We start from the raw sequence: 19,955 nt of genomic DNA, 5'->3' as shown, positions 1-19,955 counted from the left end.
ATGGCCGAAGACAAGAGGCCGGAGCTCGTGGCGGAGGGCGTCTACCGCGTGGATGCCATCGGGCTCTCGAACGCCATCAACATGCTGCTCTTGGAGAACGACGACGGCTGGACGCTCGTGGATACCGGCGTCGGTTCGAGCGCCGGGCGCGTCCGGGGCGCCCTGGAGGCGCTCGGTTCCGGGCCGGAGGACCTCAAGCGCATCTTCATCACCCACCATCACGACGACCACACCGGCGGGCTGAAGGGGATTTTGGAGTGGGCGCCTCGGGCCGAGGTCGGAGCTACGCCGCACGAGGCGGAGGTGATCTCGGGCCGGAGAGCCCTGGATCCTCAGAGCAACGCCTTTCTGCGCTACATGTCGCGTGGCGCGGAGCCGCCTTCGGTGCCGGTCGGCAAGGTGCTGCGAGAGGGCGACCTGGTCTCCGGTTTTCGTCTGATCTCGACGCCCGGACACACGCTCGGGCACGTCTCGCTCCTGCGCGACGCCGACGGCCTGCTGTTCACCGCCGACGCCTTCGGACGCCTGCCGCTCAAGCTCCGAGTCGGCGTGCGCAAGGCGTTCTGCGCGGACCCGCCGCTCGCGAGATCCTCGGCGGCGAAGCTGCTCGGGGAGGAGTTCGCGACCGTGATCCTGGCCCACGGTTCCGTTATGCGCTCGGGCGCCAGGGCGACGCTGCGCGCCGCCGTGGACCGCTGCAAGTACTAAGGAGAAGGAGGAGAGCATGGAGACGAAGGTGAGGCGGCTGAAGAACTTCGTGGGCGGGGAGAGCGTCGACCCCGTCGATGGTGGTTTCTACGGTCTGGAGAACCCGTCGACGGGCGAGAGGTTCGCCGAGGCGCCGGCCTCCGGCAAGGCCGACGTGGATCGGGCGTTCGAGGCGGCCGAGGAGGCGTTCGAGGGGTGGCGCGACTCGACGCCGGCCGAGAGGCAGCTCGCGCTGCTCCGGATCGCCGACGCGATCGAGGAGCGGGGCGAGGAGCTCGTGAAGCTGGAGTCCGAGAACACCGGCAAGCCCATCGGGCTGACGATGGAAGAAGAAATCCCGGCGATGGTCGACCAGATCCGGTTCTTCGCCGGGGCCGCCCGCGTCCTCGAGGGCCGCTCCGCCGCGGAGTACATGGCCGGGATGACCTCGTTTATCCGCCGCGAGCCCGTCGGGGTGTGCGCCCAGGTGACGCCGTGGAACTACCCGATGATGATGGCCGTCTGGAAGTTCGCCCCCGCCATCGCCGCCGGCAACACCGTGGTCCTCAAGCCCTCGGACACCACGCCGGTCTCGACCGTGATGCTCGCGGAGATCGCCTCGGAGTTCCTGCCGGCCGGGGTCTTCAACGTGGTCTGCGGCGACCGGGAGACCGGGCGCGCCCTCGTCGAGCACCCGACGCCGCAGATGGTCTCGATCACGGGCTCCGTCCGCGCCGGGATGGAGGTCGCGAGCGCCGCCGCCAGGGACCTCAAGAGGACCCACCTCGAGCTCGGCGGCAAGGCGCCGGTGATCGTCTTCGACGACGCCGACCTGGAGCTTGCGGCCGAGGCGATCTCCGTCGGCGGGTTCTTCAACGCCGGTCAGGACTGCACCGCCGCCACCCGCGTGCTCGTGGCGCCGCGCCTGCACGACGACTTCGTCGCCGCGCTCGCCGAGCAGGCGAGGGGGACGAAGACTGGCGCTCCCGACGACGAGGACGCCCTCTACGGCCCCCTGAACAACGCCAACCAGATGCGCCACGTCTCCGGCATGGTCGAGCGGCTCCCGGACCACGCCGAGGTGGTCGCCGGCGGGCACAGGGTCGGGGAACGTGGCTACTTCTACGAGCCGACCATCGTCTCGGGCCTGGAGCAGGACGACGAGGCGTCGCAGAACGAGATCTTCGGCCCCGTCATTACCGTCCAGCGCTTCTCCGACGAGGACGAGGCGGTGAGGTGGGCGAACGGCGTGCAGTACGGTCTCGCCTCATCGGTCTTCACCCGCGACCACGGCCGCGCGATGCGCGTCAGCCGCCGCCTCGACTTCGGGTGCGTCTGGATCAACACGCACATCCCCCTCGTCGCCGAGATGCCCCACGGCGGCTTCAAGCACTCCGGCCACGGCAAGGACCTCTCGATGTACGGCCTGGAGGACTACACTCGCATCAAGCACATCATGACCAACCTGGAGGCCTGAGAAGGTACCGGTCACCGGTACGGAGGAGGAACCGAAATGAGCAGAGTGGTAGGCGTACCGAAAGAGATCAAGAACATGGAGGGACGCGTCTCGATGCAGCCCGACGGCGCGGCCGAGCTCGTCCACCACGGCCACGAGGTCCTCGTCGAGCGGGGCGCGGGCCGAAACGCCGGCTTCCCCGACGAGGAGTACGAGGCCGCCGGGGCGCGCCTCGTCGACGGCCCCGACGAGGTCTTCTCCTCGGCCGACCTCATAGTCAAGGTCAAGGAACCCGTCCCCGAGGAGTACGACCGCTTCCGCGAGGGGCAGGAGCTCTTCACGTACCTGCACCTCGCCGCCGACAAGGGGCTCACCGAGTTCCTCCTGGAGCGTGGGGTGAACTCCATAGCCTACGAGACGGTCGAGACGCCCGACGGCTCGCTGCCGCTCCTGACCCCCATGAGCGAGGTCGCCGGCAGGATGGCGGTGCAGGCCGCAGCCCATCACCTCGAGAGCCCTCAGGGCGGGGCGGGGCTGCTCCTGGGCGGGGTGCCGGGGACGCCCGCGGCGAAGGTCACCATCATCGGCGGCGGGATCTCGGGTACCGAGGCGGCGAAGATCGCGGTGGGGATGAGGGCGATCGTGCGCGTCCTGGACATAAACCCGAAGAGGCTGGCGTACCTCTCGGACATCTTCGAAGGCCGCGTGGACCTGGTGATCCCCAACAGGGCGAGGACGGCCTCCTACGTCGCAGAGTCCGACGTCGTGATCGGCGCCGTCCTCGTCGCCGGGGCGAAGGCCCCCAAGCTCGTCTCGCGCGAGATGGTGGCGAGCATGAAGCCGGGGAGCGTGGTGGCGGACATCGCCATCGACCAGGGAGGGTGCATCGAGACGAGCAGGCCGACGACGCACTCGGAGCCCACGTACGTGGAGGAGGGGGTGGTGCACTACTGCGTGGCGAACATCCCCGGGGCGGTGGCGAGGACGTCTACGCTCGCCCTGACGAGCGCGACGCTGCCGTACCTCCTGAAGATCGCCGACCACGGGATCGAGGGGGCCGCGAGGAGCGACGAGGCGCTGGCCAGGGGACTCTCCACCCTTCGCGGAGACCTGGTCTCCAGGCCGGTCGCGGAAGCCTTTGGCTTCTCCTACACCGACCCCGCCGCGCTCCTGAATTAAGCGACGAACGAGCGCGGCGAAGCTTGCTCGTGGAGTGGGCCTAGCCGCGCGTTGCACAGAAGGGAACACGCACGATCTCCGCCGCAAGCGGCGGTACGGACCGGGCCCCGCGTCGTACTTCGACGCGGGGCCCGGTCCGTGCTGATCCAGGTCGAGGTTGCTCTACGGGAGCGGCTGACCGCCCGTGACGCCCAGGGTCTCGCCGTTGACGTAGCTGGACTCCTGGGAGGCGAGGAAGACGAAGGGGGGTGCGAGCTCGGCGGGCTGTGCGGGGCGGCCCATGGGGTTCGTGCCGCCGAATTGGGAGACCGTCTCGCCGGGCATGGAGGCCGGGATGATCGGGGTCCACACCGGGCCGGGGGCGACGGAGTTGGCCCTGAGCCCGTACTGCGCGACCTCCATCGCCAGACCCTTGGTGAACGAGATGATCGCGCCCTTCGTCGAGGCGTATGGGAGGAGGGTCGGCGAGGGCTGGTAGGCCTGGATGGAGCACGTGTTGATTATGCTGCCGCCCGGCCTCATGTGCGGAATCGCCGCCTTCGTGAGCCAGAACATGGCGTAGATGTTGGTCTTGAAGGTGCGGTCCAGAAGCTCGGTGGAGATGTCGGAGATGCCGCTGACGGTCATCTGGTGGGCGGCGTTGTTGACGAGGACGTCGATCCCCCGAACTCGTCGACGGCCTTCTGGATTATGGCCTGGCACTGGGCCTCGTCCTGGATGTCGCCGGGCATCTTCACGGCTTTTCTGCCCGCCGCCTCGACGATCTCGACCGTCTCCTGGGCGTCCACCTCCTCCTCAGAGAGGTAGGAGATCAGGACGTCCGCCCCCTCGCGGGCGAACGCGAGCGCCACGGCCTTGCCGATCCCGGAGTCGCCGCCGGTGATGATCGCCTTCTTGCCGGTGAGCCTGCCGGTGCCGCGGTAGGTCTCCTCGCCGTGGTCGGGCCTGGGCTGCATCTCCCCCTCGGTGCCGGGGTGCCTGTCCATCTGGTCCTGCTCGGGGTACTGCGGCTGCTGGTACTGCGTCCTCGGGTCCTGCTGCGTAAACTGGTCTGACATCTTCCTCTCCCTTTCGTCTGCGAAGATCCACCGGTGTTCGCGGGCCCTCTCTCGTCGGGCTGCCCGGCGTATGCAGCACTTGCCCGGTGCTCCACGCCCGCAAACTGGCCCGAAATATGCACGCGGCGTGGCCCCGTGCGCGCCGGGACTCGGCGAGAGCATTCCGTCCACGCCCGCGAGATTAGAATGGCCTGCTGAGGGTATTTTGCTGTTTCCTGAAGAATCCGGTTCGGGCCCACGAGCCCGCTTCGTAATGGGTAGGAAGGTGCTTAGATGAGCGACGAGCAGACGCAGCAGGGGGTCACCGACGGCACGCGCGACGGGCAGGCGCGGCACGGTGTCTTCGAGGGCTACGACAACGGGGAGCAGCCCCTGCAGTCCTACACCGTCCTCGCGGGCGTCTTCAACCTGATCTTCGCGGTCTTCGTGCTGCTTACGAAGGGCACGGGGCGGCGGTTGCCGGAACGGGGCGTGGGGACGAGAGACATCGTGCTGCTCGGGGTCGCGACGCACAAGCTGAGCGACCTGATCGCCAACGACGCCGTGACCAGCTTTATCCGCGCCCCGTTCACCGAGCTCCAGGAGAAGGAGAGCCCGAAGAGCGTCGACGAGGAGCCCCGGGGCACGGGCTTCCGGCGCTCGATCGGCGAGCTCGTCACCTGCAAGTTCTGCATGGGGCAGTGGATCGCCTCCTTCTTCACCTACGGCCTGGTCTTCTCCCCGGCCGTTACGCGCCTCATCGCGAGCATCTTCGCCGTCGTGACCCTCTCGGATCACCTCCACCAGTCGTACAAAGCCCTCAAGAACAGGGCGTAGGGGACCGACCGTGCCCAGCGAGGTAGTCGTCGTCACCGGGGCCTCGGCCGGGGTCGGGCGCGCGACCGTGCGGGCCTTCGCCGAGCGCGGCGCGAGCGTCGCCCTGCTCGCGCGCGGCACGGACGGTCTGGAGGGCGCCAGGGAGGAGGTGGAGTCCCTGGGCGGACGGGCCCTCGTCCTGCCCGTGGACGTCGCCGACGCCGGGGCCGTGGAGAGAGCGGCGGCGCGCGTCGAGGAGGAGCTCGGGCCCATAGACGTCTGGGTCAACAACGCGATGACGGTGGTCTTCGCTCCCTTCAAGGACCTCACGGCCGAGGAGTTCCGAAGGGCCACGGAGGTGACGTACCTCGGCTACGCATACGGGACGATGGCGGCCCTCAAGAGGATGCTGCCGCGCGACCGCGGCACGATCGTCCAGGTCGGCTCGGCCCTCTCGTACCGGGCCATCCCGCTGCAGTCCTCGTACTGCGGGGCGAAGTTCGCCATCAGGGGCTTCACGGACTCCCTGCGCGCCGAGCTCAAGCACGACGGGAGCGGGGTGCACGTCACCATGGTGCAGCTTCCGGCGCTGAACACCCCGCAGTTCGGGTGGTCGAGGACGAAGCTCCCCTACCATCCGCAGCCGGTACCCCCGATCTACCAGCCCGAGGTCGCCGCCGAGGCGATCTTCTGGGCCGCGCACCAGCGCCGGCGCGAGGTCTACGTGGGCGCGTCCTCCGTCATGACGATCCTCGGCAACAAGGTGGCGCCGTGGGCGGCGGACCTCTACCTCGCCCTCACGGGCTACGACGGGCAGCAGACCGGAGACCCCGTCGGCCCCGACCGCCCCGACAACCTCTACGAGCCGGTCCCCGGCGACCACGGCGCACACGGTGTCTTCGACGACGAGGCGTACGGCAGCAGCCCGCAGCTCTGGGCCACAAAGAACCGCCGGTGGCTGGCCCTTGCCGGTGCCGGCCTCGCGGGCGCGGCGCTCGCCGCGGCGAGGAGGAAGGCTTGAGACCGGAGGAGCTCAGCGAGCAGTTGCGCAGGGGCTCCGGGGAATATCTGGAGCGCCGGCGGAAGATAGCGCGCCTCGCGCTCGTGGCGGCGGGATCGATGGGCGTGATCTCGCTGTACCAGCTCGGCGTGATAAAGCACCTGCCCGACCCGCCCCTCTCCGTCTTCGACTCCGACAAGGTCGATGCCTCGGAGGAGGCCTACGCCCTGTTCCAGACGCCCGACGGCCCCATCGGGCTCGGCAGCTACGCGGCAACTCTAGGCCTCGCCGCGATGGGCGGCCGGGACCGGGCGGAGGAGCACCCCCTCATCCCGCTCGCCCTCGCCGCCAAGGTCGCCTTCGACGCGCTGCAGGCCGGCAAGCTGACGGTCGACCAGATCACCAAACACCGCGCCCTCTGCTCCTACTGCCTGGTCGCCGCAGGCGCGACCTTCGCGACGGTCCCGCTCGTCCTCCCCGAGGCCCGCGCCGCCCTCCGCGCCCTCAGAAGCGGCTAGGCGGGACGGTTGGACCGCGACCGTTCCGTAGGGGATTACGGCCTCCTCTCCGACTGCCAGACGGCGGCGCTCGTCGGCAGGGACGGCTCGGTGGACTGGTACTGCCCGCCCCGCTTCGACGCCCCCTCCGTCTTCGCCCGCCTCCTCGACGAGGGGGGCGGACACTGGTCCATCCGTCCCACGGGGGCCTTCGAGTCCGAGCGCGCCTACCTCGAAGACGGGATGGTGCTGCGCACCGAGTTCAGCGCCGGGGGAGGGAGGGCCGCCCTCACCGACGCGCTGGCGCTGGAGGAGGGGGCGCGGGGGCACGAGATCGGGCGTCGTTCCCCGCACGTCCTCCTGCGCCGGATCGAGGGCCTGGAGGGCGAGGTCGAGGTGGAGGTCGAGTTCGTGCCGCGCCTGGAGTACGGCCTGACGCGGCCGCTCCTGCGGGCTCCGGATGGGGGTACGAGGATCGTAGCCCGCGCCGGACCGACGGAGCTGCACCTCTTCGCCGGGCGTCCGCTCGACGTCGCCGGGACGGAGGCCGGGGGACGCTTCGTCGTGCGGGCCGGGGAGAGCGTGGACTTCGCCCTCGCGTACGGGAGGGCGGCCGGACGGATCGGGGAGCCGCCCGCGCCCGACGTCGGGGCCGCGCTCGAGAACGCCCGGGAGGGATGGGCCTCGTGGTCCGGGATGCACAAGGGCTACGAGGGGCCGTACAAAAGCGAGGTACACCGGAGCGCCCTCGTCCTTCAGGCGCTGACGTACGTCCCGAGCGGGGGCATCGTCGCCGCCCCGACCACCTCGCTGCCGGCGGTGGAGGGCGGCGAGGACAACTGGGACTACCGCTACGCCTGGCTGCGCGACCTGAGCCTCGTCCTGAGGGCGCTGTGGGTCGCGGCGTGCCCTGACGAGGCCGAGTGGTTCTTCTACTGGATAGACCGCGCCGGCGGCGGCTGCCCGAGCGGGCAGCTCCAGATCATGTACGGCGTCGAGGGGGAGCGCGACCTGACCGAGCACCTCCTCGGGCATCTGGAGGGCTTCCGGGGCAGTGGGCCCGTGCGGGTCGGCAACGATGCCTGGTCCCAGAGCCAGCTCGACGTCTACGGGGAGGTACTAGACGCCGCCTACCTCCTGCGGGACGGGCTCGGCGAGGAGTTCGACCCCGCGACGGCCCGCCTGCTCCGCGTCCTCGCCGACGGGGCCGCCGGGGGCTGGCGGGAGCCGGACTCGGGGATGTGGGAGGCGCGGGACGCACAGCGCCACTACCTCTCCTCGAAGCTCATGTGCTGGGTGGCCCTGGACCGGGCCGTAAAACTCGCCCCGCGCCTCGGGGAAGAGGCGGATGTGAGCCGCTGGAAGGGGGCCCGCGAGGAGGTCCGCCGGGCCATCCTGGAGGAGGGCTGGAACGAGGGGGCGGGCGCCTACACGGGCGCCTTCGGCTCCGAGCGGCTCGACGCCTCCGTCCTCCTGATGCCGCTGGTCGGCTTCCTGCCCGCCGAGGACGAGCGCATGGAGGCCACGATCCGCAAGATACAGGACGAGCTCGCCCCCGACGGCCTCGTCCACCGCTGGGCCGGGGACCCGAACGGCTTCCTCCTCTGCACGTACTGGCTCGTCGAGTGCCTCGCCCGCTCCGGGAGGATCGAAGACGCCGTCGAGCTCTTCGAGAGGACCGGCGCCCGCGCCAACGACCTCGGGCTCCTCGCCGAGCAGGCCGACGCGCGGACCGGAGAGCTGCGGGGCAACTTCCCCCAGGCCTTCTCGCACGTCGGCCTCGTAAACGCCGCTTGGCGCCTCTCCCAGGCCGGGGTCGAGTGACCCTCGCCTAAGAAGCCCCGGCTCTCGCCTCCCCGGAGATCTCGTCGAGGGTCCGCCCCATCGTCTCCTCGCCGAGGACCAGCACGTCGAGGGCGATGACGAGCAGGACGGCGGCGAAGACGACGAAGACGGCCCCGGGCCCGAACGTCCCGCCGCCTAGCATGAGGCCGACGAGGTACGGACCTACGATCCCGCCGATACGGCCGACCCCGGCCGCCCAGCCCGCCCCCGAGCCGCGCGCGGCCGTAGGGTAGAGCTCGGGGTGTACCCGTAGAGCACCCCCACGCCCCGAGGTTGAAGAACGAGACGAGCGAGCCCCACAGCACGAGCTCGACGGGCGCCGCGTCCGCCCCGAGGCCCCGGAGGCCGAAGGCGAGGGCCGCCGCGGCGCTCCCGAGCAGGTAGGTAACCAGCGTGGCCTTGCGGCCCCACCGCTCGACGAAGTACGCGGCACTAAAGTAGCCGGGGATCTGGGCGAGCGTTATGAGCAGCACGAACTCGAAGGACCGCACGAGCCCGTAGCCGGCGGAGGTGGCGAGAATCTGCGGCAGCCAGGTGAAGATGCCGTAGTACGAGAAGACCATCCCGAACCACAAGACCCACAGCATCGCCGTCCGCCGGGCGTAAGGCGCCGACCACAGGAGCCCGAGCCCCGTGCCGCCCCCGGAGGGCGCGACGTCGCGCCGGTCCTCGTCCGTCCCGTCGTACTCGACGCCCAAGGACGCCGCGGCCTCCCGCGCCTCGGCGTGGCGGCCCTTGCGGAGAAGATAGCGGGGAGATTCCGGGAGGCGGCGCCTGAGGACGAGGGCGTAGAGGGCGGGCAGGGCGCCGATAAGGAAGGCCACCCGCCATCCGTACTCCGGGATCACGAGGTAGCCGATCACGGCGGCCAGGATCCAGCCGTACGCCCAGAAACTCTCCAGGAGCACGAGCATCCGGCCCCTCTTCTTGGCCGGCGCCACCTCGGCGACGAGCGTGCTCGCCACGGGCAGCTCCCCCCCGAGCCCGAGCCCCGTCACGAACCGCAGGAGGAGCAACACCCCGTACCCCAGGCGAGCGCCGTGAGCCCCGTCGCCACCGAATACACGAGGAGCGTCGAGATCAGGACGGCCCGCCGACCGTACCTGTCGGCGAGCACCCCGGACGCCGCCGCCCCGACGAACATCCCGAACAACCCGACGCTGATCGCCGCCCCCACCTGCCCCTGCGAGAGCCCCCACTCGCTCGCCAGCGCCACCAGCACGAACGAGAGCAACCCGATGTCCATCGCGTCGAACATCCACCCGAGCCCCGAGAGCAGCGTCACCCGCCGGTGCCCCGGCCCCACGGGCTGCGCGTCCAACCGCTCCTCCAAACCCAACGAACCCCGCAAGACCCTACCCCCTGACCAGAACCTCGACGCCGCAGAGCGCTTGCAACTCCCGCCCCTCCGCTTGCTACACGAAAATGTTACAATCCAGGCTATTTGTAACAAACATAATCATAGTGTATCACGGTCGGACAAGGCGGCGGTGATGGTGGTCACCGGGTGCGCGTGGTGCCGGGGCTCCGCCCGGGCCGTTGGCGGAAGGGGTGCCGTACGCTCTTTCGGCGCCTACGCTATCTCGTGCAGCTTCACCGGCAGGCCGTTGCTGGGCCTCAGGGTGAAGCTGGGTTCGGGCTTTATGTGGTGGCCGGGGGCCACGGAGAGCGTGAAGGACTGGGCGACCGTGGCGAGCACCAGCGCGGCCTCCATGGCGGCGAAGTTGACGCCCACGCACCCGCGGGGGCCGCCGCTGAACGGGAAGTAGGCGTAGCGCGGCATGTCGCGCGGCGGGCGGTCCATGAGGGTGGCGTCGCGAAAGCGCTCCGGGTCGAACCGCTCCGGCTCGGGCCACAGGTCGGGGTGTCGGTGGGTGACGTAGGCGCTGATGATCACGCGGTTGCCCCTCGGGATGCGGGCCCCGTCGACCCGGTCGGTCTCCTTGAGGCGTCGGGAGAGGCCCCAGACCGGCGGGAAGAGGCGCATGGACTCCTGGAGGACCATCCTGGTGTAGGGGAGTCGGGGCAGGTCCTCGACGGTCGGCGTGCGCCCGCCGAGGATATGTCCGAGCTCGTCGCGGAGCCCTCGGGCGGCCTCCGGGTGGCGGTCGAGGAGGTAGAACGTCCAGCAGAGGGTGCGGGCCGTCGTCTCGTAGCCGGCGCCCATGATCGTCAGCACCTCGTCCCTGAGCTGCTTCTCGGAGATGCCCTCTCCGTTCCCCGTCTCGTGGGCCGCGAGGAGCATGTCGAGCAGGTCGCCGCCCATCGGGTCTTCGCCGTTCGAGGGGCCGGCGTCGCGGCGGGCTTCGAGCATCGAGCGCACGATCTCGTCCATGTCGCGGATGCCCCTGCGGTAGCGCAGGTTCTTGGGGGTGGGGACGCCGAAGGGGATCTGGAGGAACCTGCCCGCCCTGTCGAAGCCGAGGCGGAACACCAGCGAGAGGGCCTCCTCGCCCCTGCTCGCCTCCCCGCCGAGGGCGGAGCCGAAGAGCGCGCGGCCCACGATCTCCAGCGTCAGCCGCGACATCTCCGCGTTGGCGTCCAGAACGTCGTCCCCCGCCCTCAAGCGTTCGCGCCAGCGGTCGAGCGTGGCCTCCGTCGCGTCCGTCATGGTGCGGGCCATCCCGTCGAGGCGCTTCTTGTGGAAGGCCGGCTGGATCAGGCGCCGCTGCCTGCGCCACAGCTCCCCCTCGCTGGAGATGAGGCCGTGCCCAACCATCGGTTCGAGGTGCTCGTAGCCGTCCTTGAGGTAGTTTGCGGGGTTCTTCTGGAGCACGTGCTCGACGTGCTCCGGACGGAAGAGCATGTAGATGGGGTAGGGCCCGAGGTGCATCTTGACGAGGTCTCCGAGGTCCGCCCGCGCCCTGAGCAGCAGGCCGAGCGGGTCGGCGCGCATCTCCCTTGCGCAGCCGAACGGGAAGGTCCCGCGCAGATAAGGGACCGGCCTCGTCGCCGTACCGCTGTACCCCGAGCCCACCAAAACCTCCTTCTACCGTCCCTACGACCCCCGCCGCAACGGCCTGGAGCCCGCAGGCGACGTCGCGTTGCCGAAGCCGCGAGGATGCACGAGACCAGCATACCGCAAGGCGTGGAGGCGTCCAGAACGGAGCGCCCGGCGCTTTAGCGCGCGCACCGGGCGATGATCTCCTGCGCCTCCTCTGCGGAGCGCCAGCCCAGAAGCTCGACGTCTTCGTCTCCTTCGAGCTGCTTGTAGGTTGAGTAGGGAACAAGAACCTACTTATGGCACCGTTCGAATTCACCACAAAGAAGCCGAAGAGGCGCCGATCCTGCTTCCCTGTCCGTCGACCGGTTGCAGGCTAAATGATACAATAGGCACAGCAAAAACCGGCGAGACGGGAGGTCAGGGATGAGCATCTTTCCGGCAAAGATCCTGCTAGCAACCGACGGCTCCGCCGATGCGGAGCTGGCGCTCACGACGGCGGTAGACCTGGCCAACAGCACCGACTCCGAGCTCCACCTCATCACCGCCGCACCGGGTGCCCCCGACCCGGTGTACGCGACGCACGAGGGCAGCTTCCACTACGAGACCTACGAGGAGGCGATGCGGGCGGTCAGGCAGGACGCCCAGCACATCCTCGACGAGCAGGTCGAGAAGGTAGAGAGGGCCGGGGGGCGCGTGGCGGAGGCCCACCTCAAGACCGACGAGCGGCGGGACCAGGCTATCGTGCACCTGGCCGACGAGATCGGGGCCGGCCTGATCGTCATGGGCAGCCGCGGCCTCGGCGGCCTCAGGCGCGCCCTCATGGGCAGCGTCTCCGACTCCGTCGTCCGCCACGCCCACTGCCCGGTCATGGTGGTGCGCCACTGAGGAGCTCCCGACGGAGATCCAGCCGGCCGAGGGGCCCGGGAGAGTACCCGGGCCCCTAGCCGCGAGGTGGGATATCGCTAGCGGGAGATCCTGCGGGCCAGCAAGCCTCCGGCGAGGAGCAGCGCGCCGGCGAGGACCGCGATCGGCGAGACGCCGCCCGTGGCCGGGAGGGTCCCCGGACCCCCGCCGGAGCCGCCGTCCCCGTCGCAGAAGGAGATGCTGGCCTCGAAGGTCTTGTCCTCGTCGAAGAGGACGGGCCCGAAGTCCTCGATGGTGGTCGCCACGAGCGGGGCCTGGGGCTCGTCGCTTATCGGGTCGAGCCGGTCTATGCGGGCGCCCTGCACCGTGCCCCGTTCCACCGGCAGGCTCGTGGTGAACACCCCGTCGCCGTCCCCGTCCAGGAGCGCCCCGACCGCCGACGGTGCCTCGCCGACGCTCGCGGAGAACCCGGTCTCCGCCGGGGGCTCGCACTCGACCGCCAGCGCGAAGGTCGCCGTGACCGTATTCGGCGGGCACAACTCGGGGCTGGCGTTCGGGGCGTCGCACCCGCCCGCGGGCTCGATCTTGCTCACGTTGAGCACGACGGACCTGATCACGACCTCCGTCGTGCCGTAGGCGGTGACCCGTTGCCCCAGCAGCGCCGCGAAATCGAAGTCGCCGGCGAGGTAGTACACTCCGCTCGTCGCCTCGTCGCGCAGGCCGTACTGCGTCGCGCCCTCCACCGCCGTACCGAAGTCCTCGACCACCCCCGTGACGACGACCTCTTCCCCGGAGTACTGTCGCGGGTACTGTTGCCCCTCCTGCGCGAACGCCGCTGAGACCCCGATGGCCACGAGGACCACGCCCAGCAGCGCCGCCAGGACCATCAACCTGTTGGACATATCGCTCCCTTCCCCAAACCCCGGGCGCCCGCACCGGTCTCGGCGCCCCATGAGTTAATTGTGGCATAGAGACGCGGTTGCAGAAAGGACGTTCTTTGTAGAAGGTTCCAGGGGAGAGGACATCGAATCCGGAGAGGAACAGGACATGACCGAGGGGCTGATGCGGGAGATAAACGAGGCGTACACGAAGCTCTCCGCCGCATCCGAAGGACTGGCAGAGGCGGATCGCGAGCTCTCCGAGTACGTACGCAGGGTGCGCGTGGACAACGCCGAGGCCCTGCTGGAGGCGAAGAACGAGCGCACCGCGAACCTCTACCTCGAAGGGATGCTCGACACCGACGAGCACCGCGCCCTGAAGGAGGCGAGGGACCGCGCCGAGCTGGACCACGGCCACGCCCGCCGCGAGGTCGAGAGGCTGCACCTCGTCGTGCGTCTCCTGGCGGCGAACCCCGAGGGCACGTCCTGAGGCCACGGGCCTCGCGGCCCGATACGGCACGCACGCTGGAGCCGACCCTTCGATTCCCCGCCCGGCGACCCCCGTGCTTCGAGCCGGCGTCCGCGTGGGTCTCGTCCCGAAATGCTGCCTCGAACCGAATCGAGGGTTTGGAGACGCCGCTCCGTCCGGTACAAGTGTAGGGACGTGAGAGCAGGGTCCCGCGAGAGCGGGGCACGACGAGCGAGAGGAGAGGCGTGAACAAGACGGAGTTGATCGAGAAGCTCGCCGAGCGGACCGATGCGCCCAAGGCCGAGGCCCAGAGGCACTTCGAGGCGTTCGAGGAGATAATCACCGAGACGCTCAAGGGAGGCGGAGAGGTCCAGATCACGGGCTTCGGCAAGTTCTACGTGCAGGAGCGCAAGGCCCGGGAGGGGAGAAACCCGCAGACCGGGAAGAAGATGCAGATCCCGGCGAGCAAGTCCCCGCGTTCAGCGCGGGCAACGCCTTCAAGGAGGCCCTCTAGGCGGCACCCCTACATCTAAGGAGAAGGGCCCGCTCGGGTGGGCCCTTCTCCTCGCGGCCTCTCTTAAAGACCGTTGTCCCACTGATATTGGATAGAGCAGGTAGGACGTTAGAGCAAGTGGTCGCTCCGTTGCATCTGTAAACGAGATTTGAGGCTCGGCGAACCGACTTTAGAAACCCCGTAGAGTGCCGTTTGCTCTGCTAACGGACAACCGAGCGTGTGGGCATCCAGCCCGCTTCTTCGAGGTGCTCCCACGCGACAGCAACGTGTTCCTCGCCAAACAGGTCGCCCTTGCGGGGGCTCCAGTCTTGCACTATTCGCAAGGCCTCCTCAAACGTCGTAGCGCCTTTATGTGCGACCGCCCAATGAACAGTCGCTAGAAGCTCCATACCGTAAGGGGTCTCGAAACCCTCTATAAGCGCTGCGACCCTCTCCAAGTGACCCTCAGTATCGGGATGATCCCGCAGGTAATCCTCTGCCTCCCGCTCCGCCCCGGGTAGCAACTCGATCTCGGACCTGCCGCTCATACCGCCGAGACCGGTTATGTAATGCCCTTCCAGCGTCTGAAGCAGGAACCTGAGCTCGTCTGCGTAGGGACCAAACTTACCCGTCTTGAATTCAAGGCTCAGGGAATCTTCGCCCGCTACCTGTGCAAAGTAGGCCAGCTTCTGGGCCACGAGCCGCCCCACCGTATAGTGGGAAGCCTTGTAAGCCGCGATCAGATCCAACATGACGGCCCGTGCCGGGGTGAGATCTGGCTTAGGCCCTTCCGTGCTGATAGCGACGGGACCGGACGTGACGGAAGGCTCGTATACGTACGCGCGAACCCCTGGCGCGTGGGCGAAGGCTTCCTGGATCAGCGGGCGCACCTCGGTCTCCCAATCGAGCCCGCCGTTGCCGCAACCCAGGGGAGGAATGGCTACAGAGCTTATGTCCAAGCGCTTTATCTCGCGCAGCAGGTCATCGAGCCCCTCACGCACGTACTCCAAGCGCGATTTCTCTCGCCAGTGCTGCTTGGTCGGGAAATTGATGATGTAGCGCGGGTTGGTCAGCCTGTTCATAGGAAATGTGAACATCTTGCCGATCTCGACCTCGCCCCTCTTGTAAGCTCGTTCGTAAGCCTTGAAGTTCTCTTTAAACTTCTTTTTGAACTGCAAGGCTATTCCCTTGCCCATGACCCCCACGGTGTTCACCGTATTGACCAGGGCCTCCGCGTCGGCCTCCAGCAGGTTGTCGCGGCGATACTCGATCATGCCCTCGTCGCTACCCATTGTTTCTTTACGCAACACAATGTCATTATACAGAAGCTAGGGGCCTCGGCTACACCAGAGCTACCCTGACGGGTAGTACCAGCCAGGGGCCACTCTGACGGGCCTTGCAAGGTCGGGCCACTCCCTGGCTAGATGGTCGTCCAGCCTACGCTTGACCTCCGTGTGCCTGACAGCTAGAAACTCTACCGCGCTCCATGGGAAGGAATCATGTACCAGGAACTCGGCCTGCCGACGGCGCCTCCTGTCGGGGTATGCCTCGGTATCGGTCCACATGGTTGAGCCCATTACCTGCCAGTCGACCTTGTCTAAATCATTCAGATTGTTGTAGAACCGCGATAGTTTGACGACTGGGTGTCCGTCAGAGAATACGAACTTCAAGGCTTCTTCCTGAACGCGCCGAACGCTGGAGACCAGGTAGATCAAAGGCATGGTATTGCTGTCGTAGCCCTCTACTCCGCCCTTAGAGATCACATACATCATCGGCGAGCGGGTGGCAAAGTAGAAGGGTACATAGTCGTGTAGTATGCTTCCGGGCTCGCAATCGACCTGCTTGTTCCGACGCCTCTCCTGGATGTTATCGTGAGAGACGTTCACCAACTGGTCGCCGTTCGGGAGTCGGGCTTTGCAACGAAGGCGGCCTGCGGGCAGAATCGCGGGGAGGTTCTTCGCGTGCGTGAAGTGGTAGATGGGTGTGTCTAATCTACCTCCCAACACTAGAAGCGCGGCATCCTCGGAGGAGCCGTGGACCACAACAGGTCCACCTCCTCGGTGGTGAGGCCGTAGGCGGCGTTGACGAGCTCCGAGAGGCGGGCCTCCAGCCGTGCGGCCTCAGTGCGTCCCTCCCTCACCGGCTCGGCGGTCTCCTCGTAACCGGCGCGCAAGGCCTTCAGCCTGGCCGGGGTTAGGGGACCTTCGCTCTTCGGTCGGCGCTTGCGGACCTCCGCGACGAAGGCGTCGGGTTCTAGGCGAGCGTAGTCCTCCAGCTTCCCGCCCGGCTTCTCCACCCCGTACTCGACCCGCAACCAGTCCAGCAAGTCGCGCCGCGCCTCCTGCTCCGAGCGCGTAATAGAGACCAGACGCCCCACTGCGTCCTCAGCCTCCGCCCGCGTTTTATCCGTGGGCGAGGCAATAGGAAGCTTTTCCATAAGCACACCTACTGGGCTCAACGCCTCGTCTTTCATGTGAGGCAAATGTCGCCAGTTATGCCACCACATGAGCGGCGAGTTGAGCACGGCCGGAATCCAAAGGTTGTTCGAGGATAGGAAGAAGCCCTTGTTGTTGGTCAGCAAGCCGCTAGTATCCAGGCCGTACTGCGAGTGGAATTGGATCTCCTGGTACATAATCTTCGGCCTCTCGAAAGCGTCGTAGTAGGCGCAGGACCTGAGCTCCCACCAGTAGCGTCCCTTGTCCTTGCGCTTGCGGAGCTTCTCCTCCAACGGCTTCATATGAGAGTGGAGCGCGGGGTAAGTTCTCTGGAAGACTTCTTCGGCGTTATCGGTACCGCTCCACGGCCAGGCGTGGTCTCCGCTCGATTTGAGGACGACGATCCACAGACCCCGCCACTCGGGCGACCAGCGCTTTATGTCCTGGCCGCGCAGGTACGGCTTGATGACCTCCGCCGAGCGCGGGTCCTCCCGCACGAGCCTGTCCTTCGTCGCCGTGTCGATCAGGAACGCCTCGTTGAGGCCGGTTAGGACCCCTCGATACGGCTTCACCCCGGCGTACTCGGCGAGGGGGATGCCCCTCTCCCGGATCTTCTCCATCAGGTCGCTGACGGCGGAGGCTTCGAGGCTCCAGGCGGAGCTGCCGAAGCGCTTCTTCGGCACGCGGTGGGCATGCTCCTCGACGTAGGTGGCGAGGTCTACCTTGTTCAGCGCCTCGCGGGGGAACTCGACCACCCGCGCCGTCTCCTCCGCGCTGCCATCCCCTGCTGCTTGCCTCTTCAGGACGACGATGCACGGGAAGACGTCGGCGTCCGGGAAGATCGGGGCGTGTCCGAAGTCCACGATCTCCTCCAGGGCGCCGCTCCGGGAGAAGAACCCCCGCAGGGGCTCGCCGTAGCCCGCCCTGAGCCACTTGTTGGTGACGATGTAGGACATCCGGCCCCCCACGCGCAGCCGCCTCAAGCCCTGCTCGTAGAAGTACACGTACAGGTCCGCGACCCCGTGGTAGGTCTCCGGGTAGGCCCGGGCGAGGTACGGCTTGAAGGGCCCTAGCGCCTCCTGGCGCACGTAGGGCGGGTTCCCGACGACGGCGTCGAAGCCCGCGCCTTCCCCCAGGGGTCGTCCCTGCCGGTCGAAGAAGACCTCGGGGAACTCCAGCTCCCAGTGGAAGAAGCGCCGCTCGCGCGCCGCGCTCCCGGCCGCGTCGAGCCACTCGTCGAAGCGCGGCGGGGCGTAGGCGACTCGGCCGGAGGCGTAGTCGGCGAGCGGGCGCCACATCGAGCCGTCCACCTCGACGCCGAAGGAGGTCGCGGTCGAGAGGTCGGCGAGGCGGGCGTAGCGGCGCGTCAGGCTCTCGCGGAGGCGCGCGTAGAGCTTCTCCTGCTCCTTGACCTCCTCGGCGGTATCCGCCGGGCTCTCCTCGATAAGCCACATGCTCCCGACGGCCGTGCTCACGCTGCGCCGGAAGGCGTCGTCCTCCAGCATCGAGAGCTGGGCGTCGTCCACCTTCTTCGCCTTCTTCCTGCCTCCCTTGCCCCCGACGGGCGCGAGCACCGAGACGTCGGCGCCCACCAGGGAGTTCCCGCAGCGGAGGTGGTGGTCGAGGAACGAGAGCGGGCGATCCCTCGCCACCGTCGCGAGCCAGAGGCTGAGCTTGGCGAGCTCCACGGCCAGCGGGTTCAGGTCCACCCCGTAGACGCAGGACTGCGCCACCCGCCGCTTCCAGAACTGAAGCTCCGCCTCTGCGTCCGTCTCCGCGTCCACCCCGGCATCCCCATCCCGCGCGACGCCGAGCTCCACGAGGAAGCGGGCGATGTACTCGGTGACCTCGACGAGAAAGTGGCCGCTGCCCATCGCGGGGTCCAGCACGTTGAGCGCGAGGACGGCCTCTACCTTCTCCCGGTCGCCCTTCGCGCCCGCGACCGCCTCCTCCAGCACCGGGCCGACCGTCGCCTCGACGATGTACTTCACGACGTAGTCGGGGGTGTAGTAGCTGCCGGTGGCCTTGCGTTCGCCGCTCTCGTTCACCAGGGCGACCGTCCAGCCGTCCTCGGGCGGAATCCCTTCGAGGTGGTACTCCAGCAGGCCCTCGTAGATCGTACCGAGGTGGCGCTCGGCGAGGTCGCGGTAGTCCACGAACCTGCCCCCGACGCGCGCGAGCCGGTCCACGGCCGCCCTGAGGTGCGCGTCGCCGACGACGCACGACTCCAGGAACGGGTGGCGTTCGGGGTCGAAGAGGCCGCCGTTGAACGTCGCCACCCCAAGCGGCGGGCTCCCCGCGTCGATGATCCCGAAAAGCTCCTTGAGGCGGTACCAGAGGGTCGCGCCCCCGGGCAGGAGCGGCCGCCCGCTCTCGATGCCGCTCGCTGCGTCGTGCTTGATCGCGTAGAGGCCGTAGTACTCGCGGTACTGGGTGTTGGCGCGCACCGGCAACAGGTCGCGCGCCTCGGCGTAGAGGACGAAGAGCAGCCGGTACAGCAGGATCAGGGCGTTGTCCTGGACCTCGGCGAGCGTCTTCTCGTCCGTCGAGAGACCGTTGCGCGGGTGATCCAGGAAGCCCTGCGCCAGATGCCTGAGGGCCTCGTAGACCTGGCCCTTCAGCGCGTCGCCGACGCCCAGCGAGTACTCGACGCTCCCCCGCAATACCTCTTTAGCCGAGAGCGGGGCGCCCTCGTCGAACGCCGCCCGTCGGAAGAAGGCGTAGAAGTACAGGAACGCCTCCGGGTCGTTGCCTTCGAGGAGCGCGGGCAGGTCCGCCTCGTAGAAGCGGTCGAGCTTGTAGGCACTCTCCCTGTGGTACAGGCGCCAGAGCCTGCCGTTGGTCAGGATGCCCCACTCGACGCCCGAGTGTTGCATGTAGAAGGAGATCTGGTACGAGGGGTTCCTGTTGTCGAAGGGGTCCTTGCCCTCCTTGAGCGCGACGTCCAGCGGACGGTCCCAGCGCTTCGCGTCGCCGACGGCGTAAGCCCCGGCGGCTCGCACCGCGTCTTCGTCGAGCACCTTGCCGCCGGCCGCGTCCCGAGCGGCGGCGCTCGGATAAAGCACGTAGTCGGGCGTCTGCGTGCTCCCCGGGACCTTGAGCGACGGCTGCACCTCGAAGGCGTCGTGCCCCAGGGCTTCCAGCACGGGCCGCACCCAGGCGTGCTCCGTCTGAGCCTCCTTCTCGCCCGTCTTGGGGGCGTAACTCTCAGAGACGCCCCGGACCTTCTGCATGACGGCGGTGGCTTCGCCGAGCAAGGCATGCCAGTCCTGGCTGTCCGGTAGAGCTTCATCCAGGTAGTGATCCGAGAAGAGCCCGTGGTTGCGATGCGGCCGCGCCTCTCGCGGGTCGGTCG

The 19,955-nt window shown here is 68.2% G+C and carries 15 protein-coding genes and 2 pseudogenes; 10 read left to right on the top strand and 7 right to left on the bottom strand.

Going from position 1 to position 19,955, the window contains the following annotated elements:
• Genes GBA65_RS20890 through ald form a run of 3 tightly spaced genes read left to right on the top strand, consistent with a single transcriptional unit; the run spans position 1 to position 3,322 of the window.
• Positions 1-708: an MBL fold metallo-hydrolase gene (locus GBA65_RS20890; protein WP_166398180.1), complete on the top strand. Its 708-nt coding sequence runs from the start codon at positions 1-3 to the stop codon at positions 706-708.
• Between the two features lie 16 nt (positions 709-724).
• Positions 725-2,164: a gamma-aminobutyraldehyde dehydrogenase gene (locus GBA65_RS20885; RefSeq protein WP_166398179.1), complete on the top strand. Its 1,440-nt coding sequence runs from the start codon at positions 725-727 to the stop codon at positions 2,162-2,164.
• Between the two features lie 36 nt (positions 2,165-2,200).
• Positions 2,201-3,322: an alanine dehydrogenase gene (ald, locus tag GBA65_RS20880; protein ID WP_166398178.1), complete on the top strand. Its 1,122-nt coding sequence runs from the start codon at positions 2,201-2,203 to the stop codon at positions 3,320-3,322.
• Positions 3,323-3,484: 162 nt separating this feature from the next.
• On the opposite strand, the pseudogene GBA65_RS20875 reads toward ald, so the two are convergent.
• Positions 3,485-4,380, bottom strand: a pseudogene (locus GBA65_RS20875) (SDR family oxidoreductase).
• Positions 4,381-4,653: 273 nt separating this feature from the next.
• Here GBA65_RS20875 and GBA65_RS20870 point away from each other — a divergent pair.
• From GBA65_RS20870 to GBA65_RS20855, 4 genes are read left to right on the top strand one after another with little or no spacing between them, the layout of a single operon-like run.
• Positions 4,654-5,196, top strand: a complete 543-nt coding sequence (locus GBA65_RS20870; protein WP_166398177.1) for a DUF1360 domain-containing protein — start codon at positions 4,654-4,656, stop codon at positions 5,194-5,196.
• 10 nt (positions 5,197-5,206) lie between these two features.
• On the top strand, positions 5,207-6,196 hold the full coding sequence (locus tag GBA65_RS20865) for an SDR family oxidoreductase (RefSeq protein ID WP_207955999.1): 990 nt from the start codon (positions 5,207-5,209) through the stop codon (positions 6,194-6,196).
• Positions 6,193-6,693, top strand: coding sequence for a vitamin K epoxide reductase family protein (locus GBA65_RS20860; RefSeq protein ID WP_207955998.1), 501 nt, complete (start codon positions 6,193-6,195; stop codon positions 6,691-6,693). Before GBA65_RS20865 ends, GBA65_RS20860 begins: the two co-directional genes overlap by 4 nt.
• 9 nt (positions 6,694-6,702) lie before the next feature.
• Positions 6,703-8,496, top strand: a complete 1,794-nt coding sequence (locus GBA65_RS20855) for a glycoside hydrolase family 15 protein (RefSeq protein ID WP_166398176.1) — start codon at positions 6,703-6,705, stop codon at positions 8,494-8,496.
• Between the two features lie 7 nt (positions 8,497-8,503).
• On the opposite strand, the pseudogene GBA65_RS26930 reads toward GBA65_RS20855, so the two are convergent.
• Both GBA65_RS26930 and GBA65_RS20845 read right to left on the bottom strand, forming a co-directional pair.
• A pseudogene (locus tag GBA65_RS26930) lies at positions 8,504-9,856 on the bottom strand (MFS transporter).
• Positions 9,857-10,090: 234 nt separating this feature from the next.
• A complete protein-coding gene (locus GBA65_RS20845; protein WP_166398175.1) occupies positions 10,091-11,494 on the bottom strand; it encodes a cytochrome P450 in 1,404 nt (467 codons plus the stop codon).
• A 390-nt stretch (positions 11,495-11,884) separates the two neighbouring features.
• On the opposite strand from GBA65_RS20845, the gene GBA65_RS20840 reads away from it, so the two are divergent.
• Positions 11,885-12,346 carry a universal stress protein gene (locus tag GBA65_RS20840; RefSeq protein WP_166398174.1) on the top strand — a complete coding sequence of 154 codons (462 nt, stop codon included), beginning with the start codon at positions 11,885-11,887 and terminating at the stop codon, positions 12,344-12,346.
• A 77-nt stretch (positions 12,347-12,423) separates the two neighbouring features.
• On the opposite strand, the gene GBA65_RS24780 is transcribed toward GBA65_RS20840, so the two are convergent.
• Positions 12,424-13,227 carry an LPXTG cell wall anchor domain-containing protein gene (locus GBA65_RS24780; protein ID WP_228281537.1) on the bottom strand — a complete coding sequence of 268 codons (804 nt, stop codon included), beginning with the start codon at positions 13,225-13,227 and terminating at the stop codon, positions 12,424-12,426.
• Between the two features lie 145 nt (positions 13,228-13,372).
• Here GBA65_RS24780 and GBA65_RS20830 point away from each other — a divergent pair, with 145 nt between their 5' ends.
• Together GBA65_RS20830 and GBA65_RS20825 are read left to right on the top strand one after the other, a co-directional pair.
• Positions 13,373-13,693: a hypothetical protein gene (locus GBA65_RS20830; RefSeq protein WP_166398173.1), complete on the top strand. Its 321-nt coding sequence runs from the start codon at positions 13,373-13,375 to the stop codon at positions 13,691-13,693.
• Positions 13,694-13,932: 239 nt separating this feature from the next.
• Positions 13,933-14,205: an HU family DNA-binding protein gene (locus tag GBA65_RS20825; protein ID WP_407691028.1), complete on the top strand. Its 273-nt coding sequence runs from the start codon at positions 13,933-13,935 to the stop codon at positions 14,203-14,205.
• A 181-nt stretch (positions 14,206-14,386) separates the two neighbouring features.
• Here the strand turns inward: GBA65_RS20825 and darG are convergent, their stop codons facing one another.
• The 3 genes from darG to GBA65_RS20810 form a co-directional block, all read right to left on the bottom strand.
• Positions 14,387-15,439 carry a type II toxin-antitoxin system antitoxin DNA ADP-ribosyl glycohydrolase DarG gene (gene darG, locus GBA65_RS20820; RefSeq protein ID WP_166398172.1) on the bottom strand — a complete coding sequence of 351 codons (1,053 nt, stop codon included), beginning with the start codon at positions 15,437-15,439 and terminating at the stop codon, positions 14,387-14,389.
• Between the two features lie 78 nt (positions 15,440-15,517).
• Positions 15,518-16,207, bottom strand: coding sequence for a type II toxin-antitoxin system toxin DNA ADP-ribosyl transferase DarT (darT, locus tag GBA65_RS20815; RefSeq protein WP_166398171.1), 690 nt, complete (start codon positions 16,205-16,207; stop codon positions 15,518-15,520).
• Positions 16,171-19,857 (bottom strand): Eco57I restriction-modification methylase domain-containing protein, encoded by a 3,687-nt coding sequence (locus GBA65_RS20810; RefSeq protein ID WP_166398170.1) that lies wholly within the window; start codon positions 19,855-19,857, stop codon positions 16,171-16,173. The genes darT and GBA65_RS20810 overlap by 37 nt, the downstream gene beginning before the upstream one ends.
• Positions 19,858-19,955 lie beyond the last annotated feature (98 nt).

Origin of the sequence: Rubrobacter marinus (genome assembly GCF_011492965.1) — a bacterium.
In the GTDB taxonomy this organism is placed as follows: domain Bacteria; phylum Actinomycetota; class Rubrobacteria; order Rubrobacterales; family Rubrobacteraceae; genus Rubrobacter_F; species Rubrobacter_F marinus.
The sequence above is the reverse complement of the archived record's forward strand: the minus strand, read 5'-3'. Positions and strand labels throughout refer to the sequence as shown.

What these genes read in the sequence shown, in the direction of transcription:
- GBA65_RS20890 (WP_166398180.1), top strand. Translation starts at nt 1, where the DNA reads ATGGCCGAAGACAAGAGGCCGGAGCTCGTGGCGGAGGGCGTCTACCGC.
- GBA65_RS20885 (WP_166398179.1), top strand. Translation starts at nt 725, where the DNA reads ATGGAGACGAAGGTGAGGCGGCTGAAGAACTTCGTGGGCGGGGAGAGC.
- ald (WP_166398178.1), top strand. Translation starts at nt 2,201, where the DNA reads ATGAGCAGAGTGGTAGGCGTACCGAAAGAGATCAAGAACATGGAGGGA.
- GBA65_RS20870 (WP_166398177.1), top strand. Translation starts at nt 4,654, where the DNA reads ATGAGCGACGAGCAGACGCAGCAGGGGGTCACCGACGGCACGCGCGAC.
- GBA65_RS20840 (WP_166398174.1), top strand. Translation starts at nt 11,885, where the DNA reads ATGAGCATCTTTCCGGCAAAGATCCTGCTAGCAACCGACGGCTCCGCC.
- GBA65_RS24780 (WP_228281537.1), bottom strand. Translation starts at nt 13,227, where the DNA reads ATGTCCAACAGGTTGATGGTCCTGGCGGCGCTGCTGGGCGTGGTCCTC.
- GBA65_RS20830 (WP_166398173.1), top strand. Translation starts at nt 13,373, where the DNA reads ATGACCGAGGGGCTGATGCGGGAGATAAACGAGGCGTACACGAAGCTC.
- darG (WP_166398172.1), bottom strand. Translation starts at nt 15,439, where the DNA reads ATGATCGAGTATCGCCGCGACAACCTGCTGGAGGCCGACGCGGAGGCC.